This is a genomic window from Serinicoccus kebangsaanensis, assembly GCF_008919445.1.
GTDB classification, from domain to species: Bacteria; Actinomycetota; Actinomycetes; order Actinomycetales; family Dermatophilaceae; genus Ornithinicoccus; species Ornithinicoccus kebangsaanensis.
Map to the genome: position 1 here is coordinate 107,680 of NZ_VSLG01000009.1, position 24,916 is coordinate 132,595.

The window sequence follows — 24,916 nt, forward strand, 5'->3', positions numbered from 1 at the left end:
GTTGGACGATGGGGGCGGCGGCGTGTAGAGTAGTACTTTGCGCTGCCCTACACCTGCCCTCGATCCCGCCGAAGAGATCGGTGCGTGCGCCGGCCGGTCCGCCGATGCGCCAGGCACCATCGCTTTGCGCTGCATCCGCGAGCAGGACGGGCGACGCCTGACCGCCGCACACACTTAGGCCCGTGGAAGGACCATCCTTGGCTGCCTCGCGCACTGCGAAGAAGACTGTGTCCACCGCTCAGACGCCCTCCGGCCGGCTGAGCTTTGCGAAGATCCGGGAGCCCCTCGAGGTTCCCGATCTTCTCGCCCTCCAGACCGAGAGCTTCGACTGGCTGCTCGGCAACGAGGCCTGGCAGGCGCGGGTCGCCGACGCCCAGGCCGAGGGCCGGGACGACATCCCCAACACCTCTGGTCTGGAGGAGATCTTCGAGGAGATCTCGCCGATCGAGGACTTCTCCGGCTCCATGTCGCTCAGCTTCCGCGACCACCGGTTCGAGGAGCAGAAGTACTCCGTGGAGGAGTGCCAGGAGAAGGACATGACCTACTCCGCCCCGCTCTTCGTCACCGCGGAGTTCATCAACAACTCCACCGGTGAGATCAAGAGCCAGACCGTCTTCATGGGCGACTTCCCGCTGATGACGCCGCGCGGCACCTTCATCGTCAACGGCACCGAGCGGGTCGTCGTCTCCCAGCTGGTCCGCAGCCCGGGCGTGTACTTCGAGCGCAGCCTGGACAAGACGTCCGACAAGGACATCTACTCGGCGAAGGTCATCCCCAGCCGTGGGGCCTGGCTCGAGTTCGAGATCGACAAGCGGGACCAGGTCGGGGTGCGGGTCGACCGCAAGCGCAAGCAGAGCGTCACCGTCCTGCTCAAGGCGCTGGGCTGGACGACGGACCAGATCCTCGAGGAGTTCGGCGACTACGAGTCGATCCGGCTCACCCTGGAGAAGGACCACACCACCGACCAGGACGAGGCGCTGCTGGACATCTACCGCAAGCTGCGGCCGGGCGAGCCCCCGACCCGCGACGCGGCCGAGGCCCTGCTCAACAACCTCTACTTCAACCCCAAGCGGTACGACCTGGCCAAGGTCGGGCGGTACAAGATCAACAAGAAGCTGGGTCTGCAGGCGCCGCTGTCGGAGTCGGTGCTCGGCACCGACGACGTCGTCGCGACGATCAAGTACCTCGTCGCGCTCCACGCCGGCGAGGAGACCGTCTCCAGCCCCACCGGCGACGTCCCCGCCGAGGTCGACGACATCGACCACTTCGGCAACCGTCGCCTGCGCAGCGTCGGCGAGCTCATCCAGAACCAGGTGCGCACCGGGCTGTCCCGGATGGAGCGCGTCGTGCGCGAGCGGATGACCACCCAGGACGTCGAGGCGATCACGCCGCAGACGCTGATCAACATCCGCCCCGTCGTGGCCTCCATCAAGGAGTTCTTCGGCACCAGCCAGCTGAGCCAGTTCATGGACCAGAACAACCCGCTCTCCGGGCTGACGCACAAGCGTCGTCTGTCCGCGCTGGGCCCGGGTGGTCTGTCCCGTGACCGCGCCGGCATGGAGGTGCGCGACGTGCACCCCAGCCACTACGGCCGGATGTGCCCGATCGAGACCCCCGAGGGGCCGAACATCGGCCTCATCGGCTCGCTGGCGTCCTACGGCCGGATCAACCCGTTCGGGTTCGTCGAGACGCCGTACCGCCGGGTCAAGAACGGCAAGGTCACCGATGTCGTCGACTACCTGTCGGCCGGTGAGGAGGACCGCTTCGTCATCGCCCAGGCCAACGCGCAGCTGGACGACGACGGCACCTTCCTCGACGAGCGCGTTCTGGTCCGGGCGCGCGAGGGCGAGGCCGTCGACGTGCCCGCGTCCGAGGTGGACTACATGGACGTCTCCGCGCGCCAGATGGTGTCCGCGGCGACCGCGATGATCCCCTTCCTCGAGCACGACGACGCCAACCGTGCGCTGATGGGCGCCAACATGCAGCGGCAGGCCGTGCCGCTGGTCCGCGCCGAGGCACCGCTCGTCGGCACCGGGATGGAGCACCGTGCGGCGCTCGACTCCGGCGACGTCGTCCGGGCCGCCAAGGCCGGCGCCGTCCAGGAGGTGTCCGCGGACCTGGTCACGGTCGCGAACGACGACGGGACCTACCAGTCCTACAAGATCAACAAGTTCACCCGGTCTAACCAGGGCAACTGCTACAACCAGCAGGTCCGGGTGGACGTGGGTGACCACGTCGACGCCGGGCAGCTCATCGCCGACGGTCCCGCGACCGACGGCGGCGAGATGGCCCTGGGTCGCAACCTGCTCGTGGCGTTCATGCCCTGGGAGGGCTACAACTACGAGGACGCCATCATCCTGTCCCAGCGGCTGGTCCAGGACGACGTCCTCTCCTCGATCCACATCGAGGAGCACGAGATCGACGCCCGCGACACCAAGCTCGGGCCGGAGGAGATCACCCGGGACATCCCGAACGTCTCCGACGACGTGCTCGCCGACCTCGACGAGCGCGGCATCATCCGGATCGGCGCGGAGGTCCGCGACGGCGACCTGCTGGTCGGCAAGGTGACGCCCAAGGGCGAGACCGAGCTGACCCCGGAGGAGCGCCTGCTGCGCGCGATCTTCGGCGAGAAGGCCCGTGAGGTGCGGGACACCTCGATGAAGGTCCCGCACGGCGAGACCGGCACCGTCATCGGTGTCAAGGTGTTCGACCGCGAGGAGGGCGACGAGCTGCCCCCGGGTGTCAACCAGCTGGTGCGCGTCTACGTCGCGAACAAGCGGAAGATCACCGACGGGGACAAGCTCGCCGGCCGGCACGGCAACAAGGGCGTCATCTCCAAGATCCTCCCGGTGGAGGACATGCCCTTCCTGGAGGACGGCACGCCGGTCGACGTCGTGCTCAACCCGCTGGGTGTCCCGGGCCGGATGAACATCGGTCAGATCCTCGAGCTGCACCTCGGCTGGGCCGCGGCGCAGGGCTGGGCGATCGAGGGCGAGCCCGAGTGGGCCGAGCTCATCCCGCAGGACGCCCGCAGCGCCGAGGCGCGCACCCGGGTGGCCAGCCCCGTCTTCGACGGTGCCCGCGAGGAGGAGATCGCCGGTCTGCTCGACTCGACGACGCCCACCCGCGACGGGCAGCGGCTGATCGACTCCAGCGGCAAGACCAAGCTGTTCGACGGTCGCTCGGGCGAGCCCTTCCCGGACGAGATCTCGGTGGGCTACATGTACGTCCTCAAGCTGCACCACCTCGTGGACGACAAGATCCACGCGCGCAGCACCGGTCCGTACTCGATGATCACCCAGCAGCCGCTGGGCGGTAAGGCCCAGTTCGGCGGTCAGCGGTTCGGTGAGATGGAGGTCTGGGCCCTGGAGGCGTACGGCGCCGCCTACGCGCTGCAGGAGCTGCTCACCATCAAGTCCGACGACGTCACCGGCCGGGTCAAGGTCTACGAGTCGATCGTCAAGGGCGACAACGTGCCGGAGCCTGGCATCCCCGAGTCCTTCAAGGTGCTCATCAAGGAGATGCAGTCGCTCTGCCTGAACGTCGAGGTCCTGTCCTCCGACGGCAGCCAGATCGACCTGCGGGAGTCGGACACCGAGGTGTTCCGCGCCGCCGAGGAGCTCGGCATCGACCTGAGCCGGCGCGAGCCCAGCTCGGTCGAAGAAGTCTGAGGTCTGCGCCCCGGGTCGGCGCTGCACGCGCCGACCCGGCGCACCCTCCACCGCACATCTAGATCTAACGATTCTCACGAGATCACGAGAGAAGGAATCACGTGCTCGACGTCAACTTCTTCGACGAGCTGCGGATCGGCCTGGCCACGGCCGACGACATCCGCGCCTGGTCCCACGGCGAGGTCAAGAAGCCGGAGACCATCAACTACCGCACCCTCAAGCCCGAGAAGGACGGCCTCTTCTGCGAGAAGATCTTCGGCCCGACCCGGGACTGGGAGTGCTACTGCGGCAAGTACAAGCGGGTCCGCTTCAAGGGCATCATCTGCGAGCGCTGCGGCGTCGAGGTGACCCGCGCCGGTGTGCGGCGTGAGCGGATGGGCCACATCGAGCTGGCCGCACCGGTCACCCACATCTGGTACTTCAAGGGCGTTCCCTCGCGCCTGGGCTACCTGCTCGACCTGGCGCCGAAGGACCTGGAGAAGGTCATCTACTTCGCGGCCTACATGATCACCTCCGTCGACGAGGAGGGCCGTCACCAGGACCTCCCCAGCCTCGAGGCGCAGATCCAGACCGAGAAGAAGGCGCTGGAGAACCGTCGCGACGCCGACGTCGAGGAGCGGGCCAAGAAGCTCGAGACCGACCTCGCCGAGCTGGAGGCGGAGGGCGCCAAGTCCGACGCCAAGCGCAAGGTCAAGGACGGCGCCGAGCGCGAGATGAACCAGATCCGCCGCCGGGCCGACGCCCAGGTGGAGCGCCTGGAGCAGGTCTGGGACCGCTTCAAGAACCTCAAGGTCCAGGACCTGGAGGGTGACGAGATCCTCTACCGCGAGATGCGTGACCGGTTCGGCATGTACTTCGAGGGTGGGATGGGCGCGGCCGCGCTGCAGAAGCGGCTGGAGAACTTCGACCTGGACGCCGAGGCCGAGTCCCTCCGCGAGACCATCGCCACCGGCAAGGGTCAGCGCAAGACCCGTGCCATCAAGCGGCTCAAGGTGGTCACCAGCTTCCTGCAGACCAAGAACGAGCCGGCCGGCATGGTGCTCGACTGCGTGCCGGTCATCCCGCCGGACCTGCGCCCGATGGTGCAGCTCGACGGTGGCCGGTTCGCCACGTCCGACCTGAACGACCTCTACCGCCGCGTCATCAACCGCAACAACCGCCTCAAGCGGCTGCTGGACCTGGGCGCGCCGGAGATCATCGTCAACAACGAGAAGCGGATGCTGCAGGAGGCCGTCGACAGCCTCTTCGACAACGGCCGCCGCGGCCGCGCCGTCACCGGCCCGGGCAACCGACCGCTGAAGTCGCTGTCCGACATGCTCAAGGGCAAGCAGGGCCGCTTCCGGCAGAACCTGCTCGGCAAGCGCGTCGACTACTCCGGCCGTTCGGTCATCGTCGTCGGCCCGCAGCTGCGCCTGCACCAGTGCGGCCTGCCCAAGCAGATGGCGCTGGAGCTGTTCAAGCCGTTCGTGATGAAGCGTCTGGTCGACCTGGACCACGCGCAGAACATCAAGTCCGCCAAGCGCATGGTCGAGCGTGGGCGCTCGGTCGTGTGGGACGTGCTGGAGGAGGTCATCACCGACCACCCGGTGCTGCTCAACCGCGCACCCACCCTGCACCGTCTGGGCATCCAGGCGTTCGAGCCGCAGCTGGTCGAGGGCAAGGCGATCCAGATCCACCCGCTGGTCTGCACCGCCTTCAACGCCGACTTCGACGGTGACCAGATGGCGGTCCACGTGCCGCTGTCGGCCGAGGCCCAGGCCGAGGCGCGGATTCTCATGCTGAGCTCGAACAACATCCTCAAGCCGGCCGACGGTCGACCGGTGACCATGCCCACCCAGGACATGATCATCGGCCTGTTCCACCTGACCTCGGAGAGCTCCCGCGGCGAGGCCGGCTCGGCCTACCTGGTCGACGAGGACGGCGAGCAGCACCTGCGCAGCTTCGGCTCCGTCGCCGAGGCGCGGATGGCCTTCGACGCCGGCCAGATCGAGCTGGGGAGCCCGATCCGGCTGCGGCTGAACCAGACCGCACCCCCGGAGGGCTTCGAGCTGCCCGAGGGTGCCTCGGTGACCGAGGACGGCGTGGTCGACACCTTCGTCATGGAGACCACGCTCGGCCGGGCGCTGTTCAACGACGCGCTGCCGCCGAACTACGCCTACGTCGACGAGGTGGTGGACAAGAAGCGCCTCTCCGGGATCGTCAACGACCTGGCGGAGCGCTACACCAAGGTGCAGGTGGCGGCGAGCCTGGACTCGCTCAAGGACGCCGGCTACCACTGGGCGACCCGCTCGGGCACCACGGTGGCGGTCTCGGACGTGCAGACGCCGGAGCGCAAGACCGAGATCCTGTCCTCCTACGAGGAGAAGGCGGGCAAGGTCCAGCTGCAGTACGAGCGTGGTCTGATCACCGACGACGAGCGCCGTCAGGAGCTCATCGAGATCTGGACCCAGGCCACCAACGAGGTCGCCAAGGAGCTGGAGACCTCGATGCCCAAGGACAACACCATCTACCGGATGGTGACCTCGGGCGCCCGGGGCAACTGGTTCCAGCTGCGGCAGATCGCGGGGATGCGTGGCCTCATGGCCAACCCGAAGGGTGAGATCATCCCGCGTCCGATCAAGTCCAACTTCCGTGAGGGCCTGTCGGTGCTGGAGTTCTTCATCTCCACGCACGGTGCCCGCAAGGGTCTGGCGGACACCGCGCTGCGGACCGCCGACTCGGGCTACCTGACCCGGCGTCTGGTCGACGTCAGCCAGGACGTCATCATCCGCGAGGACGACTGCGGCACCGACCGTGGCTTCGTCATGCCGATCGCCCAGGCGAACGCCGAGGGCGGGCTGCGCGAGCACGACGACGTCGAGACCGCGGTGTATGCCCGGACCCTCGCCTCCGACGTGGAGGTCGACGGCCAGGTGCTGGCGGAGGCCGGCATCGACCTCGGCGACGTGGTGATCGACAAGCTCGTGGCCGCCGGCGTCGAGGAGGTCAAGGTCCGCTCGGTCCTGACCTGCGAGTCGCTCGTCGGCACCTGCGCCCGGTGCTACGGCCGGTCGCTGGCCACCGGCAAGCTGGTCGACATCGGTGAGGCCGTCGGCATCATCGCCGCGCAGTCCATCGGTGAGCCCGGCACCCAGCTGACGATGCGGACCTTCCACACCGGTGGTGTGGCCGGTGACGACATCACCCAGGGTCTGCCCCGTGTGCAGGAGCTCTTCGAGGCGCGCACGCCCAAGGGTGTGGCACCGATCGCGGAGGCCACGGGTCGGATCCAGATCGAGGACACCGACAAGGCCCGCCGCCTCCTGCTCACGCCGGACGACGGGTCGGACGAGCACGCCTACCCGGTGACCAAGCGGGCGCGCCTGCTGGTCGCCGACGGTGACCACGTCGAGGTCGGGACCCAGCTGGTGGTCGGTGCCATCGACCCGAAGCAGGTCCTGCGCATCCTCGGCCCGCGTGCCACCCAGCAGCACCTGGTCGACCAGGTGCAGGGCGTCTACCGCCAGCAGGGTGTGTCGATCCACGACAAGCACATCGAGGTCATCGTGCGGCAGATGCTGCGCCGGGTCACGATCATCGAGGCCGGCGACACCGAGCTGCTGCCGGGCACGCTCGCCGAGCGCGGGCGCTTCGAGACGGAGAACCGGCGGGTCGTCTCCGAGGGCGGTCGTCCCGCCTCGGGCCGTCCCGAGCTGATGGGTATAACCAAGGCCTCGTTGGCCACCGACTCGTGGATGTCGGCGGCGTCGTTCCAGGAGACCACGCGCGTCCTCACCGAGGCTGCGATGGAGGCCAAGAGCGACCCGCTGCTGGGCCTGAAGGAGAACGTCATCCTGGGCAAGCTGATCCCGGCCGGCACCGGCCTGGCCCGCTACCGCAACCTCACGGTGGAGCCCACCGAGGAGGCCAAGGCCGCGGCCTACGCCGTCCCGGACTACGAGGACTTCGACTACGCCGGCACGTTCGGTCAGGGCAGCGGCGAGGCGGTCCGCCTCGACGACGTCCCGATGGACGAGCCGCGCTACTGAGCCGGCGTCCGGCCTGACCACAGGCACCGATCAGGGGCGGGTATGCCGAGCCCACGGCATACCCGCCCCTGCGGCGTCTGCCGGGTGTGACGATTTGTCCGAGCACCCCCGCAACCGGTAGTCTGGAGAGTCGTGTGCGGGCTAGGCCCTGCGCGCGCGCAGGTTCTCGTGCCTGCAACCACCTCTCGCCGGGCAGTCCGCCCGGTCCCTCGTGCGGCGCGTCAGCGCCTGCGGCGGGCCGGTCGGGAAGTGCAGGGGAGAGCAGCGTGTCCGACACGCCCGACCTCGGGTGCGGAGGGCAGGCCCAACCCTAGGAGCGTGACCTGCGGGGACGGACGTCCGCGCGGCGAACGAAGACCATCACGACTGAGAAGAGCATCAGTGCCTACGATCAACCAGCTTGTCCGCAAGGGCCGGCAGGACAAGGTCAAGAAGACCAACTCCCCGGCGCTCAAGGGCAACCCGCAGCGCCGTGGCGTCTGCACCCGCGTCTACACCACCACCCCCAAGAAGCCGAACTCCGCCCTGCGCAAGGTCGCCCGCGTGCGGCTCACCAGCGGCGTCGAGGTCACGGCCTACATCCCGGGCGTGGGCCACAACCTGCAGGAGCACTCCATCGTGCTCGTCCGCGGTGGCCGGGTGAAGGACCTGCCCGGTGTCCGCTACAAGATCATCCGCGGGTCCCTGGACACCCAGGGCGTCAAGGGCCGCAACCAGGCCCGTTCCCGCTACGGCGCGAAGAAGGAGAAGAAGTAATGCCTCGTAAGGGCCCCGCTCCGAAGCGCCCCCTCATCAACGACCCCGTCTACGGCTCGACCCTGGTCACCCAGCTGGTCAACAAGATCCTGCTGGACGGCAAGAAGGCGACCGCCGAGCGCATCGTCTACGGCGCCCTGGAGGGCTGCCGGGCCAAGACCGGCACGGACCCGGTGCAGACGCTCAAGCGCGCGCTGGACAACGTCAAGCCGGCCCTGGAGGTCAAGTCCCGCCGCGTCGGTGGCGCGACCTACCAGGTCCCGGTCGAGGTCAAGCCGGGTCGCAGCACCACGCTGGCCCTGCGCTGGCTGGTCGGCTACTCGCGGCAGCGCCGCGAGAAGACGATGACCGAGCGCCTCATGAACGAGATCCTCGACGCCAGCAACGGCCTCGGTGCCGCGGTCAAGCGCCGCGAGGACACGCACAAGATGGCCGACGCCAACAAGGCGTTCGCCCACTACCGCTGGTAATCCCGACCGCGGTTCACCACGACCTGACGAAGACCCGACCAGAGAAGAGAGACTGTGGCACTCGACGTCCTCACGGACCTCAACAAGGTCCGCAACATCGGCATCATGGCGCATATCGATGCCGGCAAGACGACGACCACCGAGCGGATCCTGTTCTACACCGGTATCAACTACAAGATCGGTGAGACGCACGACGGTGCGTCGACGATGGACTGGATGGAGCAGGAGCAGGAGCGCGGCATCACGATCACGTCCGCCGCGACGACCTGCTTCTGGAAGGACACCCAGATCAACATCATCGACACCCCCGGGCACGTCGACTTCACCGTCGAGGTGGAGCGTTCGCTGCGCGTGCTCGACGGTGCCGTCGCGGTGTTCGACGGCAAGGAGGGTGTGGAGCCGCAGTCCGAGACGGTGTGGCGTCAGGCGGACAAGTACGACGTGCCCCGCGTCTGCTTCGTCAACAAGATGGACAAGCTCGGTGCCGACTTCTACTTCACCGTGCAGACCATCAAGGACCGCCTGGGTGCGACCCCGCTGGTCGTCCAGCTCCCGATCGGTGCCGAGAGCGACTTCATCGGTGTCGTCGACCTGATCAAGATGCGCGCGCTCACGTGGCGCGGCGAGGTCGAGAAGGGCGAGGACTACACGGTCGAGGAGATCCCGGCCGACATGCAGGCCAAGGCCGAGGAGTACCGCGAGCAGCTGGTCGAGCAGGTCGCCGAGGCGACCGACGAGCTGATGGAGAAGTACCTCGAGGACGGTGAGCTCACCGAGGAGGAGCTGGTCGCCGGCATCCGCGCGATGACCGTGACCTCCCAGGCGTACCCCGTCCTGTGCGGCTCCGCCTTCAAGAACAAGGGTGTCCAGCCGATGCTGGACGCGGTCATCTCCTACCTGCCCTCGCCGCTGGACGTGCCGCCGATGATCGGCCACGACCCGAGCGACGAGAGCGTCGAGCTGACCCGCAAGCCGGACGCCGCCGAGCCGTTCTCCGGCCTGGCGTTCAAGGTCGCCACCCACCCGTTCTTCGGCACGCTGACCTACGTGCGCGTCTACTCGGGCAAGATCGACGCCGGTCAGCCCGTCTACAACGCGACCAAGGGCAAGAAGGAGCGCATCGGCAAGCTGTTCCAGATGCACTCCAACAAGGAGAACCCGGTGGGCAGCGCCTCGGCGGGCCACATCTACGCGATGATCGGCCTCAAGGACACCACCACCGGCGACACCCTGTCGGACATGAACCAGCACATCGTGCTGGAGTCCATGAGCTTCCCCGAGCCGGTCATCCACGTGGCCATCGAGCCCAAGACCAAGGGCGACCAGGAGAAGCTGTCGACCGCGATCCAGAAGCTGGTCCAGGAGGACCCGACCTTCACGGTGCGGCTGGACGAGGAGACCGGCCAGACCGTCATCGGCGGGATGGGCGAGCTGCACCTGGACGTCTTCGTCGACCGGATGAAGCGTGAGTTCAAGGTCGAGGCCAACGTGGGCGCCCCGCAGGTCGCCTACCGCGAGACCATCAAGAAGGTCGTGGAGAAGTACGACTACACCCACAAGAAGCAGACCGGTGGCTCGGGCCAGTTCGCCAAGGTGCAGCTGACCTTCGAGCCGCTGGACACCGCCGAGGGCGAGCTCTACGAGTTCTCCAACTCGGTGACGGGTGGGCGCGTGCCCAAGGAGTACATCCCCTCGGTGGACCAGGGCATCCAGGACGCCATGCAGGTCGGCATCCAGGCCGGCTACCCGGTGGTCGGCATCAAGGCGACCCTGCTCGACGGGGCCTACCACGACGTCGACTCCTCGGAGATGGCGTTCAAGATCGCCGGCTCGATGGCCTTCAAGGAGGCCGCTCGGCGCGCCAACCCGGTGCTGCTCGAGCCGATGATGGCCGTCGAGGTCCGGACCCCGGAGGACTACATGGGGGACGTCATCGGCGACCTCAACTCCCGCCGCGGTCAGATCCAGTCCATGGAGGACATCTCTGGTGCCAAGGTCGTCAAGGCCGTGGTCCCGCTGTCCGAGATGTTCGGGTACGTTGGTGACCTCAGGTCCCGGACCCAGGGTCGTGCCAACTACACGATGCAGTTCGACTCCTACGCCGAAGTTCCCAAGAACGTGGCCGAGGAGATCATCAAGAAGGTCCGCGGCGAGTGAGCCCGCTCACTCCGTCCGCGGAGTGATGGACCGAGCAACACCCATCCCAGATGTCGCCCCCGGCACCCAGCCGGTGACGATTGCACATCCCGAGTCCAACAGGAGGACACGCAAGTGGCGAAGGCCAAGTTCGAGCGGAGCAAGCCGCACGTCAACATCGGCACCATCGGTCACATCGACCACGGCAAGACCACCCTCACGGCTGCCATCTCCAAGGTGCTGCACGACAAGTACCCGGAGTTGAACCAGGCGTCGCCCTTCGACTCCATCGACAAGGCGCCCGAGGAGAAGCAGCGCGGGATCACGATCTCGATCGCGCACATCGAGTACCAGACGGAGAAGCGTCACTACGCCCACGTCGACTGCCCCGGTCACGCCGACTACGTCAAGAACATGATCACCGGCGCGGCCCAGATGGACGGTGCGATCCTCGTGGTCGCCGCCACCGACGGCCCGATGCCGCAGACCAAGGAGCACGTCCTCCTGGCCCGCCAGGTCGGCGTCCCCTACATCGTCGTGGCGCTGAACAAGGCCGACATGGTCGACGACGAGGAGATCATGGAGCTCGTCGAGATGGAGGTCCGCGAGCTGCTGTCCTCCTACGAGTTCCCGGGTGACGACCTGCCCGTCGTCAAGGTCTCCGCGCTCAAGGCGCTGGAGGGCGACGAGGAGTGGGCCAACACCGTCCTCGAGCTGATGGACACCGTGGACGAGTACATCCCGGAGCCGCAGCGTGACCTGGACAAGCCGTTCATGATGCCCGTCGAGGACGTCTTCACGATCACCGGTCGTGGCACCGTCGTCACCGGTCGTATCGAGCGCGGCATCCTCAAGGTCAACGAGGAGATCGAGATCGTGGGTATCCGCGAGCAGTCCTCGAAGACCACGGTCACCGGCATCGAGATGTTCCGCAAGCTGCTCGACGAGGGTCGTGCGGGCGAGAACGTCGGCCTGCTGCTCCGCGGCACCAAGCGCGAGGACGTCGAGCGCGGCCAGGTCATCGTCAAGCCGGGTTCGATCACCCCGCACACCGAGTTCGAGGCGCAGGCCTACATCCTGTCCAAGGACGAGGGTGGCCGGCACACGCCGTTCTACGACAACTACCGTCCGCAGTTCTACTTCCGGACCACGGACGTCACCGGTGTGGTGCACCTGCCCGAGGGCACCGAGATGGTCATGCCCGGCGACAACACCGACATGACGGTCGAGCTGATCCAGCCGATCGCCATGGAGGAGGGCCTGATGTTCAACATCCGCGAGGGCGGCCGCACCGTCGGTGCCGGCCGGGTCACCAAGATCCTCAAGTGAGCATCTGACCCCCGCCGCACGGCAGCCGGACCCCCGTCACCAGCTCGGTGGCGGGGGTTCGTGCCTGTCCGGCGGCACCCGACCCGCGCGCCAGGGGTGCTTGCCGTCGCGGCACCCACGGGGCTACCTTTAGCCAGTCCACCGCTCGCGGGGAGCGGGGCGTGAAGGTGAAGGGTCCCACCATGGCATCGACGACCGAGTCACAGGCACCGGAGACGCCGTCCAAGAACCGGATGTCGCTCACCACCCAGATCACCATCGCCCTGGTGGCCGGAGCAGTCGTGGGCAGTCTGCTCAACAGCGTCGCGGGCATCGGGTGGGTCAACGACCACATCATCGAGGGCATCCTCAGCCTGGTCGCCGACGGCTTCGTGCGGCTGCTGCAGATGCTGGTCGTGCCGCTGGTGGTCTTCTCGCTGATCACCGGGGTGGCCGGGATCGGCGACATCAAGCTGCTCGGCCGGGTCGGGGGCAAGGCCTTCGCGCTCTACGTCGGCACGACCGCCCTGGCGATCACCACGGCGATCCTGCTGGCCCTGGTCATCGGTCCGGGCAAGGGCTTCGACATGTCCGGGGTGGACACGAGCGGCATGGAGGGCGCCGCCAACGACGAGACCTTCTGGGAGACCCTGGCCTCGATCATCCCCGGCAACCCCATCGCGGCGTTCGCCGAGGGCGACATGCTGCAGATCATCTTCTACGTCATCATCGTCGGCATCGCGGCGCTGATGCTGGGGGAGCGGTCGGCGGGCTTCCTCAAGGCCTGCGAGTACATGAACGAGCTGATGATGAAGGTCGTCACGATCGTCATGATGTTCGCGCCGATCGGCGTCTTCGCCCTGCTGACCCGGGCCTTCGCCCGCGAGGGGTACGACCTCTTCGTCCCGCTGGCCTCCTACGTCGTGACGCTGGTGGGGGCGCTCTTCTTCCACCTGTTCGTGACGATCCTCGTGCTGTTCTGGCTGTTCACCCGGCTCAGCCCCACGATGTTCCTGCGCAAGATGCGGGCCGTGCAGCTCTTCGCCTTCTCGACCGCGTCGTCCAACGCCACCATCCCGGTGACCATGCGTGCGGTGAACCAGCGGATGGGTGTCGACCGCGGAGTCGCCTCCTTCACGGTCCCCTTCGGTGCGACCATCAACATGGACGGCACCGCCATCATGCAGGGTGTCGCGACGGTCTTCATCGCCAACGTGTACGGCATCGACCTGGGGCTCGGCGGATACCTCACGGTCATCGGTATGGCGGTGCTCGCCTCGATCGGCACCGCGGGTGTGCCCGGGGTGGGTCTGATCATGCTCACCATGGTGCTCAACCAGGTCGGTCTGCCGGTCGAGGGCATCGCGATCATCATCGGCGTGGACCGGCTGATGGACATGATCCGCACCGCCGTCAACGTCACCGGCGACGCCATGGTCAGCACCGCCGTCGCCAAGAGCGAGGGCGAGATGGACACCGACATCTTCAACGACCCGACGGCGGGCGAGTTCGACATCTCCGACGTCGACCTGGACGACCTCGACGACGACGGGGTGCCGGACGCGGAGGAGCGGGCCGGCGCGCAGCGCGCCCGCAGCTGAGCCCGTCCCCGCACCGAGGTCGGGTCTGCGCATCCCCTCGGTCGTGAGGGCGGCGACGGGGGTGCCCGTCGGTGACGGCACCCCGGTGCCCGAGGATGGTGCCATGCTCGTCTGGTACGCCGCCTACGGCTCGAACCTGCACCGGGACCGCTTTCTCCGCTATCTCCAGGGCGGGCAGCCCGACGGAGCCCGCCGGACCCACGCCGGGGCCAGGGATCCCTCAGATCCTCGCGCCGAGGCTCCCTACCGTCTTCCCGGGCGCCTGCGCTTCGGCTGGGACTCACCCACGTGGGGTGGCGGCATCGCGTTCTACGAGGCACACGGTCCCGGTGAGGAGGGAGAGGGGGAGGGTGACGCGAGCGAGGGCGTGGTGCTCGCCCGGGCCTACCTCCTGACCGGTGAGCAGTTCGCGGACGTCGTCGCCCAGGAGATGCGCCGGGCCCCCGGGCAGGCGCTGGACCTCGCGCCGGCGCTGAGTGCCGGGCGCCACGCCTACGGCCCGGGGCGCTACGAGACGGTGCACCACGTGGGCGACCTCGACGGACGGCCGGTCCTCACGTTCACCGCCGACCGCCCGGGCGACCTGCCCGAGAATCCCCCGGCCCCGGCCTACCTGCGGACCATCGCGGCCGGGCTGGCCGACGCCCACGACCTGGCCCCGGACGCCGTGGTCACCTACCTCCGCCGGTGCTCCCCGGTGGCCGAGTCGTGGACGAGCGAGGAGCTCACCGATCTGCTCCGGTAGGTCGCCGGTCGCCCGGATCGACGGGCCCGCCACCGATTTGAGGTGCTGGCGCGCTTCATGGCACACTAGACAGGTTGCTTGACGCGCGGCGCACACCCATGTGTGCGTCGCCGGCCGTCCAGCACGCACCCGAGTGTGCGGGCGACGGCAGCGCAAGCCCCGGCGGCACAGACGTCGGGCACGGACACCGCCCGTAGAGATCGACAGATCGTTGGGTCGCGTCCGCGGGAGGCGCGACACGCCCGACCGCGGGGGTCGGTGGAGGTGCCAGGCCGCAGCCGGACCCCGAATGTTCCAGACGGACGACGAGAGAGAGTCAGACAAGCGATGGCGGGACAGAAGATCCGCATCCGGCTGAAGTCGTACGACCACGAGGTCATCGACAGCTCGGCGCGCAAGATCGTTGACACGGTGACCCGTGCTGGCGCCACGGTGGTCGGCCCGGTGCCGCTCCCGACGGAGAAGAACGTCTTCTGCGTCATCCGGTCGCCGCACAAGTACAAGGACAGCCGCGAGCACTTCGAGATGCGCACCCACAAGCGGCTGATCGACATCGTCGACCCCACTCCCAAGGCGGTCGACTCCTTGATGCGTCTCGACCTCCCGGCGGACGTCAACATCGAGATCAAGCTGTGAGTGTGACCACGATGACTACTGCGACTACTGCATCGACCACGGCGCGCACCGTGAAGGGCGTGCTCGGTGAGAAGCTCGGCATGACCCAGGTCTGGGACGCCGAGAACCGTCTCGTCCCGGTCACGGTCATCAAGGCCGGCCCGGCCGTCGTCACCCAGGTCCGCGCCGTCGAGACCGACGGCTACGACGCGGTCCAGATCGCCTTCGGCGCGATCGACCCGCGCAAGGTGACGCAGCCGCTCAAGGGCCACTTCGCCAAGGCGGGCGTGACCCCGCGTCGCCACGTCGCGGAGCTGCGCACCGCCGACGCCGCCGACTACGAGCTCGGCCAGGAGATCACCGCCGAGACCTTCGAGGGCGGCCAGAAGGTGGACGTGACCGGCACCACCAAGGGCAAGGGCTTCGCCGGCGTCATGAAGCGCCACGGCTTCTCCGGTGTGGGCGCGTCGCACGGTGCGCACCGCAACCACCGCAAGCCGGGGTCCATCGGTGGCTGCGCCACCCCGGGCCGCGTCTTCAAGGGTCTGCGCATGGCCGGCCGCATGGGCGGCGAGCGTCAGACCACCCCGAACCTGACCGTCCACGCCGTGGACGCCGAGAAGGGTCTGCTGCTGATCAAGGGCGCCGTCCCCGGCCCCCGCGGCGGAGTCGTCCTCGTGCGCACGGCCGCGAAGGGTGCGTGAACCAGCCATGACCACCATCACCATCACCAAGCCCGCCGGTGGCGACGCCGGGACCGTGGACCTGCCCGCCGAGCTGTTCGACGTGCAGACCAACGTCCCCCTGATCCACCAGGTCGTCGTGGCCCAGCTGGCTGCCGCCCGCCAGGGCACGCACGCCACCAAGACCCGCGGTGACGTCCGCGGCGGTGGCCGCAAGCCCTACCGTCAGAAGGGCACCGGTCGCGCGCGTCAGGGCTCGACCCGGGCGCCGCAGTTCGCCGGCGGTGGCACGGTCCACGGGCCGCAGCCGCGCAGCTACGCCCAGAAGACGCCCAAGAAGATGAAGGCCGCCGCGCTGCGCGGTGCCCTCTCGGACCGGGCTCGTCACGGCCGCATCCACGTGCTGTCCGGGCTGGTCGAGGGCCAGACCCCGTCGACCCGGACGGCGCGCACCGCGCTGCAGGCGCTGTCCGACCGGCCGAACTTCCTCGTGGTCCTGGACCGCGCGGACGAGGTCGGGCTGCGCAGCGTGCGCAACATGCCCGACGTGCACGTGCTGTTCGTCGACCAGCTCAACACCTACGACGTGCTGTGCGCCGACGACGTGGTCTTCACCCAGGCCGCCCTGGACACCTTCATCTCCGGCGTGCCCGCCGCGACTGCCGAGGAGACCAAGTGAGCACTGCATTCAGCACCCAGAAGGACCCGCGCGACATCCTGCTCTCGCCCGTGGTGTCGGAGAAGTCGTACGCGCTGCTCGACCAGGGCAAGTACACCTTCCTGGTGGACCCGCGCGCGAACAAGTCCGAGATCAAGAAGGCCGTCGAGTCGATCTTCGACGTCAAGGTCTCCTCGGTCCACACGATGAACCGCCAGGGCAAGGCCCGCCGGACCCGCTTCGGCATGGGCCGGCGCAAGGACACCAAGCGGGCCATCGTCACGCTCCGTGAGGGCTCCATCGACATCTTCGGCACGCTGTAGGGCCGGAAGAGGAAGAAGCTAGAGGACTTTCGAGAATGGCTATTCGCAAGTACAAGCCGACAACGCCGGGCCGCCGCGGCTCGAGCGTGGCCGACTTCGTCGAGGTGACCCGGTCGACGCCGGAGAAGTCGCTGGTCAAGCCCCTGTCCAAGACGGGTGGCCGCAACGCGTCGGGTCGCATCACGACCCGGCACATCGGTGGCGGGCACAAGCGCGCCTACCGGGTGGTCGACTTCCGTCGGGCCGACAAGGACGGCGTGAACGCCAAGGTCGCGCATATCGAGTACGACCCGAACCGCACCGCCCGGATCGCGCTGCTGCACTACACCGACGGCGAGAAGCGCTACATCATCGCGCCGAACCGGCTCAAGCAGGGTGACACCGTCGAGAACGGCCCGTCCGCGGACATCAAGCCCGGCAACAACCTGCCGCTGCGCAACATCCCGGTCGGTACGGTCATCCACGCGATCGAGCTGCGCCCGGGTGGCGGGGCCAAGATCGCCCGGTCCGCCGGCGCCCGCGTCCAGCTGGTCGCCAAGGAAGGGTCGATGGCCCAGCTCCGGATGCCCTCCGGCGAGATCCGCAACGTCGACGCGCGCTGCCGCGCGACCGTCGGCGAGGTCGGCAACGCCGAGCAGAGCAACATCAGCTGGGGCAAGGCCGGCCGGATGCGGTGGAAGGGCAAGCGCCCGACCGTCCGCGGTGTCGTCATGAACCCGGTCGACCACCCCCACGGTGGTGGAGAGGGCCGGACCTCCGGTGGCCGTCACCCGGTCAGCCCGTGGGGTCAGCCCGAGGGTCGTACCCGCAAGCCCAACAAGCCCAGCGACAAGCTGATCGTGCGCCGTCGCCGGACCGGCAAGAAGCGCTGAGTTTAGGAGCAGTCCGAAGAATGCCTCGCAGCCTGAAGAAGGGCCCGTTCGTCGACGCCCACCTCACCAAGAAGGTGGACGCCCAGAACGAGGCCGGAACCAAGAACGTCATCAAGACCTGGTCCCGCCGGTCGATGATCACGCCCGACATGCTCGGTCACACCCTCGCGGTCCACGACGGCCGCAAGCACGTCCCGGTCTTCGTGACCGAGTCGATGGTGGGCCACAAGCTCGGTGAGTTCGCTCCGACCCGCACGTTCAAGGGTCACGAGAAGGACGACAGGAAGGGTCGCCGGCGATGACGACCACCACGAACAGCACGGAAGAAGGATTCGTCATGGAAGCCAAGGCGCAGGCGCGGTTCGTCCGCGTGACGCCGATGAAGGCACGCCGTGTCGTCGACCTCATCCGGGGCAAGAGCGTCCCGGAGGCGCAGGCCATGATGCGGTTCGCGCCGCAGAGCGCCAGCGAGCCGGTCCTCAAGGTCCTGAACAGCGCGGTCGCCAACGCGCGGCACGCCGCGGACACCGCCGGCTCGGGCATCGACGAGTCGACGCTGGTCGTGTCGGCCGCCTTCGTCGACGAGGGCCCGACCATGAAGCGCTTCCGGCCGCGTGCCCAGGGCCGCGCCAGCCGGATCAACAAGCGCACCAGCCACATCACCGTGGTTGTCGCCGAGAAGACCAAGGGAGGTGCCCGCTGATGGGGCAGAAGATCAACCCGAACGGCTACCGCCTGGGCATCACGACCGACCACCGCAGCCGCTGGTTCGCCGACTCCACCAAGGAGGGTCAGCGCTACCGCGACTACGTGAAGGAAGACGTCGCGATCCGTGAGCTGCTGTCCACCGGCATGGACCGGGCCGGCATCTCCAAGGTCGAGATCGAGCGGACCCGGGACCGCGTGCGCGTGGACATCCACACCGCCCGCCCGGGCATCGTCATCGGCCGCCGCGGCGCCGAGGCCGACCGGCTGCGCGGTGCGCTCGAGAAGCTCACCGGCAAGCAGGTCCAGCTGAACATCCTCGAGGTCAAGAACCCCGAGGTCGACGCCCAGCTCGTCGCCCAGGGCATCGCCGAGCAGCTCGCCGCCCGCGTGACCTTCCGTCGCGCGATGCGCAAGGGTATGCAGTCCGCGCTGCGGGCCGGTGCCAAGGGCATCCGGATCCAGTGCTCGGGCCGCCTCGGTGGTGCCGAGATGTCGCGCTCGGAGTTCTACCGCGAGGGCCGTGTGCCGCTGCACACCCTGCGCGCGAACATCGACTACGGCTTCTACGAGGCCAAGACGACCTTCGGCCGGATCGGTGTGAAGGTCTGGATCTACAAGGGCGACCTGACCGCCAAGGAGCTCGCGCGCGAGGAGGCCCAGGCCCCCAGCGGTCGCGGTGACCGTCGCGGTCGCGGTGGCCGTGGTGGCGCCGGCGGCGGCGGCGGCGAGCGCCGTGGGCGTGCGCCGCGTCGGGACGAGGCGACGAGCGCCGAGACGGGTGCCGCGGCGCCCGCGGCCGCTCCGACCGAGTCCGCGTCGGCCGCCCCCGCTACCACCGAGGGAGAGCAGTCCTGATGTTGATTCCCCGTCGCGTCAAGCACCGCAAGCAGCACCACCCGGGCCGCTCCGGCATGGCCAAGGGCGGCACCGCGCTGGCGTTCGGTGACTACGGCATCCAGGCCCTGGCGCCGGCCTACGTCACCAACCGGCAGATCGAGTCCGCTCGTATCGCCATGACCCGCTACATCAAGCGAGGCGGCAAGGTGTGGATCAACATCTACCCGGACCGCCCGCTGACCAAGAAGCCGGCCGAGACCCGCATGGGGTCCGGCAAGGGCTCGCCCGAGTGGTGGGTGGCCAACGTCAAGCCGGGCCGCGTGATGTTCGAGCTGTCCGGTGTGTCCGAGGACGTCGCCCGCGAGGCGCTGCGTCTGGCGATGCACAAGCTGCCCATGAAGACCCGTTTCGTCTCCCGTGAGGGTGGTGACATCTGATGGCTGTCGGTTCTGACAACCTGACCCCCGAGCAGCTGCGCGGTCTGGAGGACGGCCCGCTGGCCGATGCTCTGGCCGAGGCCAAGAAGGAGCTGTTCAACCTGCGATTCCAGTCCGCGACCGGGCAGCTGGAGAGCCACGGCCGGCTGCGCGCGGTCCGCAAGGACATCGCGCGCATCTACACCGAGATGCGTGAGCGCGAGCTGGGCATCGGTCGTGAGTCCGACGAGAACGAGAAGGTGGGCTGAGCATGAGCGAGAGCACCCAGACCCAGGCCGAGGCGACCGCTGAGACCGTCGACGCGCACGAGCCGAGCGAGAGCTCGCTCGGGCACGGCGGTGACCGCAACTACCGCAAGGTCCGCCAGGGCTACGTCGTCAGCGACAAGATGGACAAGACGATCGTCGTCCAGGTCGAGGACCGCGTGAAGCACGGCCTCTACGGCAAGGTCCTGCGCACGACCAACAAGGTCAAGGCGCACGACGAGGAGAACACCGCCGGTACCGGCGACCGTGTCCTCATCATGGAGACCCGCCCGCTGTCAGCGACCAAGCGCTGGCGCCTGGTGGAGATCCTCGAGAAGGCCAAGTAAGAACCAACCGTCCACAACGTCTGGCCAGGCTCGCCCCGCACGGGCGAGAACCAGCCGGCAGTAGGAGAACGAACAGTGATCCAGCAGGAGTCGCGACTGCGCGTCGCCGACAACACCGGTGCCAAGGAGCTCCTGTGCATCCGTGTGCTGGGTGGCTCCGGACGCCGCTACGCAGGCATCGGGGACACCATCGTGGCCACCGTCAAGGACGCCATCCCCGGCGGCAACGTCAAGAAGGGCGACGTCGTCAAGGCGGTCATCGTGCGCACCCGCAAGGAGCGCCGTCGTCCCGACGGCAGCTACATCCGATTCGACGAGAACGCCGCGGTCATCCTCAAGAACGACGGTGACCCCCGCGGTACCCGCATCTTCGGCCCGGTGGGCCGCGAGCTGCGCGACAAGCGATTCATGCGGATCGTCTCGCTCGCGCCGGAGGTGATCTGAGGACATGGCGAAGATGAAGATCAAGAAGAACGACCTGGTTCAGGTCATCGCCGGCAAGGACAAGGGCCTGCAGGGCCGGGTCATCGCCGTGCACACCGAGACCGACCGCGTGCTCGTCGAGGGCGTCAACCGCATCACGAAGCACACCCGGGCCGGTGGCCAGCGCGGCGTGAACACCGGTGGCATCCAGGTCCAGGAGGCGCCCATCCACGTGTCGAACGTGATGGTGGTCGACCCCGAGACTAAGAAGCCGACCCGGATCAAGACGCGCGTCGAGACGGTCGACCGGGACGGTCGCGAGAAGACGGTGCGCACCCGCGTCGCGGTGCGCTCGGGTAAGGACCTGTGAGCATGACTGACACGATCACCGACAACGAGACCGAGCAGGGCTCGGCGGCTGCCGAGGGACGCACCACGTCCGCCCCCGCGCCGCGGCTGAAGGGCCGCTACCGCGAGGACATCGTGCCGGCCATGACCGAGCAGTTCGGCTACGCCAACCCGATGCAGGTCCCCGGCCTGGTCAAGATCACCGTCAACATGGGCGTCGGCGAGGCGGCTCGCGACAGCAAGCTCATCGAGGGTGCGATCCGCGACCTGGCCACGATCACCGGGCAGAAGCCCTCGGTCACCAAGGCCCGCAAGTCCATCGCGCAGTTCAAGCTGCGTGAGGGTATGCCGATCGGTGCGCACGTCACGCTGCGCGGCGACCGGATGTGGGAGTTCCTGGACCGTCTGCTGGCGCTGGCGCTGCCGCGCATCCGTGACTTCCGCGGGCTCTCGCCGCGCCAGTTCGACGGCAACGGCAACTACACCTTCGGCCTGGTGGAGCAGTCGATGTTCCACGAGATCGACCAGGACAAGATCGACCGCGTCCGCGGCATGGACATCACGGTCGTGACCACCGCCAAGACCGACGACGAGGGTCGGGCGCTGCTCAAGCACCTGGGCTTCCCGTTCAAGGAGAACTGATGGCCAAGACCGCGCTGATCAACAAGGCCAACCGCAAGCCGAAGTTCAAGGTGCGCGCCTACACCCGCTGCCAGCGGTGCGGCCGCCCCCACTCGGTCTACCGCAAGTTCGGCCTGTGCCGGATCTGCCTGCGCGAGATGGCGCACCGCGGCGAGCTGCCCGGCGTGACCAAGTCGAGCTGGTGACGACGGCAGCTGCCGCCGGCACCCACGGCATACCGCACCACCACACCTGACGTAACCACCACCTGGAACATCGAAGGTCGCCCGGGACACCCGGGGGAAACCGCGATGAGAAAGGGCACGAAGCCCATGACCATGACCGACCCGATCGCGGACATGCTGACCCGGATCCGGAACGCCAACTCGGCGCACAAGGACCAGGTCACCATGCCGTACTCCAAGCTGAAGGCCACCATCGCCGACATCCTCAAGGCGGAGGGCTACATCGCCTCCTGGTCCTCTGCGGAGGCCGAGGTGGGCAGCACGCTGATCATCGACCTCAAGTACGGCCCCAACCGGGAGCGCTCCATCGCCGGTGTGCGCCGCGTCTCCAAGCCGGGCCTGCGCGTCTACGCGAAGTCCACCAACCTGCCCCGCGTGCTGGGCGGCCTGGGCGTGGCGATCATCTCCACGTCCTCCGGCCTGCTCACCGACCGTCAGGCTGCCGAGAAGGGCGTCGGCGGCGAAGTGCTCGCCTACGTCTGGTGACCCGAGGAAAGTCACGAAAGGAGTAACGAAGACATGTCTCGTATTGGACGACTCCCCGTCGCGATCCCCTCGGGTGTGGATGTGGCCATCGACGGCGACACCGTCACGGTCAAGGGCCCCAAGGGGCAGCTCGCGCTCGACGTGGTCGAGCCGATCTCCGTCGCCAAGGGGGAGGACGGCAGCATCGAGGTCAGCCGCCCCGACGACGAGCGCGACTCGCGGTCGCGCCACGGCCTGACCCGCAGCCTGATCGCCAACATGGTCGAGGGTGTGACCAACGGCTACACCAAGAAGCTCGAGATCCACGGCACCGGTTACCGCGTCGTGGCCAAGGGCACCGACCTGGAGTTCGCGCTGGGCTACAGCCACCCCATTCTCATCAAGGCCCCGGAGGGCATCTCCTTCCAGGTCGAGAACCCCACCCGGTTCTCGGTCACGGGCATCGACAAGCAGCAGGTCGGCGAGGTCGCTGCGAACATCCGCAAGCTGCGCAGGCCTGACCCCTACAAGGGCAAGGGTGTGCGCTACGAGGGTGAGCGCATCCGCCGCAAGGTCGGAAAGGCTGGTAAGTAAGCCATGGCACAGATCGTCAAGCGCGCCAAGAGCAAGAGCGCTGCCCGTGGCCGCCGCCACGTGCGGCTGCGCAAGAAGGTCACCGGCACCGCGGAGCGCCCGCGCATCGTGGTCAACCGGTCCTCCCGCCACGTCTTCGTCCAGCTGGTCGACGACTCCCGGAGCGCCACCGTGGCGTCCGCGTCGACCATGGAGGCAGACCTGCGCGCCCTGGAGGGCGACAAGACCGCCAAGGCCAAGCGGGTCGGCGAGCTGCTCGCCGAGCGCGCCAAGGCTGCCGGCGTCGACGCCGCGGTCTTCGACCGTGGTGGCAACCGTTACGCCGGCCGTGTGGCCGCTATCGCGGAGGGCGCCCGCGAGGGCGGCCTGGCGCTCTGACCGGACCCCGAGAACGAAGAGAGAAGGATCTTTCGATGGCTGGTGACTTCCAGCGACGTGGAGCCGCTTCCGGCACCACGGCCGGTGACGCCCGCGACAACCGTCGGGGCAACCGTGACAACAACCGAGACAACCGCGACGGCCGTGGCGGCCGGGGCGGACGCGACGACGACCGCAACCAGTACCTGGAGCGCGTCGTCACCATCAACCGTGTGGCCAAGGTCGTCAAGGGCGGTCGCCGCTTCAGCTTCACCGCGCTGGTCGTGGTGGGCGACGGCGACGGCACCGTCGGCGTCGGCTACGGCAAGGCCAAGGAGGTGCCGGCCGCGATCTCCAAGGGCGTCGAGGAGGCGAAGAAGAACTTCTTCCGCGTGCCCCGGATCGCCGGCACCATCCCGCACCCGATCCAGGGTGAGGACGCCGCCGGTGTCGTCATGCTGAAGCCGGCCAGCCCGGGTACCGGTGTCATCGCCGGTGGCCCGGTGCGCGCCGTGCTCGAGTGCGCCGGCATCCACGACGTGCTCAGCAAGTCGCTCGGCTCCAGCAACTCCATCAACATCGTGCATGCCACGGTGGCGGCCCTGCAGGGCCTGGAGCAGCCGGAGTCCGTGGCGGCCCGCCGCGGCAAGTCCCTCGAGGAGGTCACACCGCACGCCATGCTCAAGGCGCGCGCCGAGGCTGCCGCAGAGGCGAAGGCGGGTGCCTGATGGCCAAGCTCAAGGTGACCCAGATCAAGTCCACCGTCGGCACCAAGCACATGCACCGGGAGACCGTCCGGAGCCTGGGCCTGAAGCGGATCGGTGACACCGTCGTCAAGGAGGACCGCCCGGAGTTCCGCGGCATGGTCCGCACGGTCGCCCACCTGGTGACCGTGGAGGAGGTTGACTGATATGGCCGACAGCACAGCCCGTCGCGAGGCGGCCGCGCTCAAGGTCCACCACCTGCGTCCGGCCCCCGGTGCCAAGACCGCCAAGACCCGCGTGGGTCGAGGCGAGGCGTCCAAGGGCAAGACGGCCGGTCGCGGCACCAAGGGCACCAAGGCCCGCTACCAGGTGCCCGAGACCTTCGAGGGTGGACAGACCCCGATGCACATGCGGCTGCCCAAGCTGCGTGGCTTCACCAACCCGTTCAAGGTGACCTACCAGGTCGTCAACCTCGACACCCTGGCCTCCCTCTTCCCCGAGGGTGGCACCGTCGGGGCCGCCGAGCTGGTGGCCAGGGGCGCGGTCCGCAAGGGCCAGCCCATCAAGGTGCTCGGCACCGGTGAGGTCTCCGTCAAGCTCGACGTGACCGCCACCAAGTTCTCGGCCTCCGCGAAGGAGAAGATCGAGGCTGCCGGCGGGAGCGCCACGGAGGCCTGAGGCGCAGGCCTCGCACCCGGCATACCCACGCGTCAGGCCCC

General features: G+C 68.3%; 29 protein-coding genes. All 29 read left to right on the top strand.

All coding sequences use genetic code 11. From position 1 onward, the window contains the following. Positions 1 to 197 precede the first annotated feature (197 nt). The 29 genes from rpoB to rplO all read left to right on the top strand — a co-directional run bounded on the left by rpoB (position 198) and on the right by rplO (position 24,875). On the top strand, positions 198 to 3,671 hold the full coding sequence (rpoB, locus tag FXF60_RS10915) for a DNA-directed RNA polymerase subunit beta (RefSeq protein ID WP_151526037.1): 3,474 nt from the start codon (positions 198 to 200) through the stop codon (positions 3,669 to 3,671). Positions 3,672 to 3,772: 101 nt separating this feature from the next. Next, complete coding sequence (locus tag FXF60_RS10920; RefSeq protein WP_151525999.1) at positions 3,773 to 7,699, top strand: DNA-directed RNA polymerase subunit beta'; 3,927 nt, start codon at positions 3,773 to 3,775, stop codon at positions 7,697 to 7,699. Positions 7,700 to 8,080: 381 nt separating this feature from the next. Next, positions 8,081 to 8,455 (top strand): 30S ribosomal protein S12, encoded by a 375-nt coding sequence (gene rpsL / locus FXF60_RS10925; RefSeq protein WP_151526000.1) that lies wholly within the window; start codon positions 8,081 to 8,083, stop codon positions 8,453 to 8,455. After that, on the top strand, positions 8,455 to 8,925 hold the full coding sequence (gene rpsG, locus FXF60_RS10930) for a 30S ribosomal protein S7 (RefSeq protein WP_151526001.1): 471 nt from the start codon (positions 8,455 to 8,457) through the stop codon (positions 8,923 to 8,925). Before rpsL ends, rpsG begins: the two co-directional genes overlap by 1 nt. Positions 8,926 to 8,979: 54 nt before the next feature. Then, positions 8,980 to 11,082, top strand: a complete 2,103-nt coding sequence (gene fusA / locus FXF60_RS10935; RefSeq protein WP_151526002.1) for an elongation factor G — start codon at positions 8,980 to 8,982, stop codon at positions 11,080 to 11,082. Positions 11,083 to 11,196: 114 nt separating this feature from the next. Then, a complete protein-coding gene (tuf, locus tag FXF60_RS10940) occupies positions 11,197 to 12,390 on the top strand; it encodes an elongation factor Tu (protein ID WP_151526003.1) in 1,194 nt (397 codons plus the stop codon). 182 nt (positions 12,391 to 12,572) lie between these two features. Then, positions 12,573 to 13,970: a dicarboxylate/amino acid:cation symporter gene (locus FXF60_RS10945; protein WP_202879614.1), complete on the top strand. Its 1,398-nt coding sequence runs from the start codon at positions 12,573 to 12,575 to the stop codon at positions 13,968 to 13,970. A gap of 103 nt (positions 13,971 to 14,073) precedes the next feature. Next, positions 14,074 to 14,715, top strand: coding sequence for a histone deacetylase (locus tag FXF60_RS10950; RefSeq protein ID WP_151526004.1), 642 nt, complete (start codon positions 14,074 to 14,076; stop codon positions 14,713 to 14,715). Between the two features lie 327 nt (positions 14,716 to 15,042). After that, on the top strand, positions 15,043 to 15,351 hold the full coding sequence (rpsJ, locus tag FXF60_RS10955; protein WP_006946210.1) for a 30S ribosomal protein S10: 309 nt from the start codon (positions 15,043 to 15,045) through the stop codon (positions 15,349 to 15,351). A gap of 11 nt (positions 15,352 to 15,362) precedes the next feature. Then, on the top strand, positions 15,363 to 16,034 hold the full coding sequence (gene rplC, locus FXF60_RS10960) for a 50S ribosomal protein L3 (RefSeq protein ID WP_192796704.1): 672 nt from the start codon (positions 15,363 to 15,365) through the stop codon (positions 16,032 to 16,034). Positions 16,035 to 16,041: 7 nt separating this feature from the next. Continuing rightward, complete coding sequence (gene rplD / locus FXF60_RS10965; protein WP_151526006.1) at positions 16,042 to 16,692, top strand: 50S ribosomal protein L4; 651 nt, start codon at positions 16,042 to 16,044, stop codon at positions 16,690 to 16,692. Beyond that, positions 16,689 to 16,994: a 50S ribosomal protein L23 gene (gene rplW / locus FXF60_RS10970; protein WP_022925294.1), complete on the top strand. Its 306-nt coding sequence runs from the start codon at positions 16,689 to 16,691 to the stop codon at positions 16,992 to 16,994. Before rplD ends, rplW begins: the two co-directional genes overlap by 4 nt. A gap of 35 nt (positions 16,995 to 17,029) precedes the next feature. Then, positions 17,030 to 17,866 carry a 50S ribosomal protein L2 gene (rplB, locus tag FXF60_RS10975; protein WP_151526007.1) on the top strand — a complete coding sequence of 279 codons (837 nt, stop codon included), beginning with the start codon at positions 17,030 to 17,032 and terminating at the stop codon, positions 17,864 to 17,866. A gap of 20 nt (positions 17,867 to 17,886) precedes the next feature. After that, on the top strand, positions 17,887 to 18,168 hold the full coding sequence (gene rpsS / locus FXF60_RS10980; protein WP_151526008.1) for a 30S ribosomal protein S19: 282 nt from the start codon (positions 17,887 to 17,889) through the stop codon (positions 18,166 to 18,168). Positions 18,169 to 18,203: 35 nt separating this feature from the next. Continuing rightward, positions 18,204 to 18,569, top strand: a complete 366-nt coding sequence (rplV, locus tag FXF60_RS10985; protein WP_151526039.1) for a 50S ribosomal protein L22 — start codon at positions 18,204 to 18,206, stop codon at positions 18,567 to 18,569. Further along, a complete protein-coding gene (rpsC, locus tag FXF60_RS10990; protein ID WP_151526009.1) occupies positions 18,569 to 19,429 on the top strand; it encodes a 30S ribosomal protein S3 in 861 nt (286 codons plus the stop codon). The genes rplV and rpsC overlap by 1 nt, the downstream gene beginning before the upstream one ends. Then, the gene (gene rplP / locus FXF60_RS10995) at positions 19,429 to 19,848 is read left to right on the top strand and encodes a 50S ribosomal protein L16 (protein ID WP_151526010.1); all 420 of its coding nucleotides are present in this window, start codon (positions 19,429 to 19,431) and stop codon (positions 19,846 to 19,848) included. Before rpsC ends, rplP begins: the two co-directional genes overlap by 1 nt. Next, a complete protein-coding gene (gene rpmC / locus FXF60_RS11000; protein WP_066641571.1) occupies positions 19,848 to 20,096 on the top strand; it encodes a 50S ribosomal protein L29 in 249 nt (82 codons plus the stop codon). Before rplP ends, rpmC begins: the two co-directional genes overlap by 1 nt. Positions 20,097 to 20,098: 2 nt before the next feature. Next, positions 20,099 to 20,440, top strand: a complete 342-nt coding sequence (rpsQ, locus tag FXF60_RS11005; protein WP_151526011.1) for a 30S ribosomal protein S17 — start codon at positions 20,099 to 20,101, stop codon at positions 20,438 to 20,440. Positions 20,441 to 20,515: 75 nt separating this feature from the next. Then, complete coding sequence (rplN, locus tag FXF60_RS11010; protein ID WP_010148661.1) at positions 20,516 to 20,884, top strand: 50S ribosomal protein L14; 369 nt, start codon at positions 20,516 to 20,518, stop codon at positions 20,882 to 20,884. A gap of 4 nt (positions 20,885 to 20,888) precedes the next feature. After that, complete coding sequence (gene rplX / locus FXF60_RS11015) at positions 20,889 to 21,233, top strand: 50S ribosomal protein L24 (RefSeq protein WP_238335814.1); 345 nt, start codon at positions 20,889 to 20,891, stop codon at positions 21,231 to 21,233. A 2-nt stretch (positions 21,234 to 21,235) separates the two neighbouring features. Continuing rightward, the gene (gene rplE, locus FXF60_RS11020; RefSeq protein ID WP_202879615.1) at positions 21,236 to 21,853 is read left to right on the top strand and encodes a 50S ribosomal protein L5; all 618 of its coding nucleotides are present in this window, start codon (positions 21,236 to 21,238) and stop codon (positions 21,851 to 21,853) included. After that, entirely contained in the window at positions 21,853 to 22,038 is a 186-nt protein-coding gene (locus tag FXF60_RS11025; RefSeq protein WP_009483068.1) for a type Z 30S ribosomal protein S14, read from the top strand. Before rplE ends, FXF60_RS11025 begins: the two co-directional genes overlap by 1 nt. A gap of 126 nt (positions 22,039 to 22,164) precedes the next feature. Then, entirely contained in the window at positions 22,165 to 22,563 is a 399-nt protein-coding gene (gene rpsH, locus FXF60_RS11030) for a 30S ribosomal protein S8 (protein ID WP_151526012.1), read from the top strand. Between the two features lie 33 nt (positions 22,564 to 22,596). Beyond that, the gene (gene rplF / locus FXF60_RS11035) at positions 22,597 to 23,136 is read left to right on the top strand and encodes a 50S ribosomal protein L6 (protein WP_151526013.1); all 540 of its coding nucleotides are present in this window, start codon (positions 22,597 to 22,599) and stop codon (positions 23,134 to 23,136) included. Between the two features lie 3 nt (positions 23,137 to 23,139). Further along, the gene (gene rplR, locus FXF60_RS11040) at positions 23,140 to 23,514 is read left to right on the top strand and encodes a 50S ribosomal protein L18 (protein ID WP_151526014.1); all 375 of its coding nucleotides are present in this window, start codon (positions 23,140 to 23,142) and stop codon (positions 23,512 to 23,514) included. A 35-nt stretch (positions 23,515 to 23,549) separates the two neighbouring features. Beyond that, entirely contained in the window at positions 23,550 to 24,221 is a 672-nt protein-coding gene (rpsE, locus tag FXF60_RS11045) for a 30S ribosomal protein S5 (RefSeq protein WP_151526015.1), read from the top strand. Then, positions 24,221 to 24,403 (top strand): 50S ribosomal protein L30, encoded by a 183-nt coding sequence (rpmD, locus tag FXF60_RS11050; RefSeq protein WP_010148653.1) that lies wholly within the window; start codon positions 24,221 to 24,223, stop codon positions 24,401 to 24,403. Before rpsE ends, rpmD begins: the two co-directional genes overlap by 1 nt. Position 24,404: 1 nt before the next feature. Further along, entirely contained in the window at positions 24,405 to 24,875 is a 471-nt protein-coding gene (gene rplO, locus FXF60_RS11055; protein WP_151526016.1) for a 50S ribosomal protein L15, read from the top strand. The last annotated feature ends 41 nt before the right edge of the window (positions 24,876 to 24,916 follow it).

Coding starts and splice junctions, on each gene's coding strand:
- rpsG (WP_151526001.1), top strand. CDS start 8,455: ATGCCTCGTAAGGGCCCCGCTCCGAAGCGCCCCCTCATCAACGACCCC.
- FXF60_RS10945 (WP_202879614.1), top strand. CDS start 12,573: ATGGCATCGACGACCGAGTCACAGGCACCGGAGACGCCGTCCAAGAAC.
- FXF60_RS10950 (WP_151526004.1), top strand. CDS start 14,074: ATGCTCGTCTGGTACGCCGCCTACGGCTCGAACCTGCACCGGGACCGC.
- rpsJ (WP_006946210.1), top strand. CDS start 15,043: ATGGCGGGACAGAAGATCCGCATCCGGCTGAAGTCGTACGACCACGAG.
- rplC (WP_192796704.1), top strand. CDS start 15,363: ATGACTACTGCGACTACTGCATCGACCACGGCGCGCACCGTGAAGGGC.
- rplD (WP_151526006.1), top strand. CDS start 16,042: ATGACCACCATCACCATCACCAAGCCCGCCGGTGGCGACGCCGGGACC.
- rplB (WP_151526007.1), top strand. CDS start 17,030: ATGGCTATTCGCAAGTACAAGCCGACAACGCCGGGCCGCCGCGGCTCG.
- rpsS (WP_151526008.1), top strand. CDS start 17,887: ATGCCTCGCAGCCTGAAGAAGGGCCCGTTCGTCGACGCCCACCTCACC.
- rplV (WP_151526039.1), top strand. CDS start 18,204: ATGGAAGCCAAGGCGCAGGCGCGGTTCGTCCGCGTGACGCCGATGAAG.
- rpsC (WP_151526009.1), top strand. CDS start 18,569: ATGGGGCAGAAGATCAACCCGAACGGCTACCGCCTGGGCATCACGACC.
- rplP (WP_151526010.1), top strand. CDS start 19,429: ATGTTGATTCCCCGTCGCGTCAAGCACCGCAAGCAGCACCACCCGGGC.
- rpmC (WP_066641571.1), top strand. CDS start 19,848: ATGGCTGTCGGTTCTGACAACCTGACCCCCGAGCAGCTGCGCGGTCTG.
- rpsQ (WP_151526011.1), top strand. CDS start 20,099: ATGAGCGAGAGCACCCAGACCCAGGCCGAGGCGACCGCTGAGACCGTC.
- rplX (WP_238335814.1), top strand. CDS start 20,889: ATGGCGAAGATGAAGATCAAGAAGAACGACCTGGTTCAGGTCATCGCC.
- rplE (WP_202879615.1), top strand. CDS start 21,236: ATGACTGACACGATCACCGACAACGAGACCGAGCAGGGCTCGGCGGCT.
- FXF60_RS11025 (WP_009483068.1), top strand. CDS start 21,853: ATGGCCAAGACCGCGCTGATCAACAAGGCCAACCGCAAGCCGAAGTTC.
- rpsH (WP_151526012.1), top strand. CDS start 22,165: ATGACCATGACCGACCCGATCGCGGACATGCTGACCCGGATCCGGAAC.
- rplF (WP_151526013.1), top strand. CDS start 22,597: ATGTCTCGTATTGGACGACTCCCCGTCGCGATCCCCTCGGGTGTGGAT.
- rplR (WP_151526014.1), top strand. CDS start 23,140: ATGGCACAGATCGTCAAGCGCGCCAAGAGCAAGAGCGCTGCCCGTGGC.
- rpsE (WP_151526015.1), top strand. CDS start 23,550: ATGGCTGGTGACTTCCAGCGACGTGGAGCCGCTTCCGGCACCACGGCC.
- rpmD (WP_010148653.1), top strand. CDS start 24,221: ATGGCCAAGCTCAAGGTGACCCAGATCAAGTCCACCGTCGGCACCAAG.
- rplO (WP_151526016.1), top strand. CDS start 24,405: ATGGCCGACAGCACAGCCCGTCGCGAGGCGGCCGCGCTCAAGGTCCAC.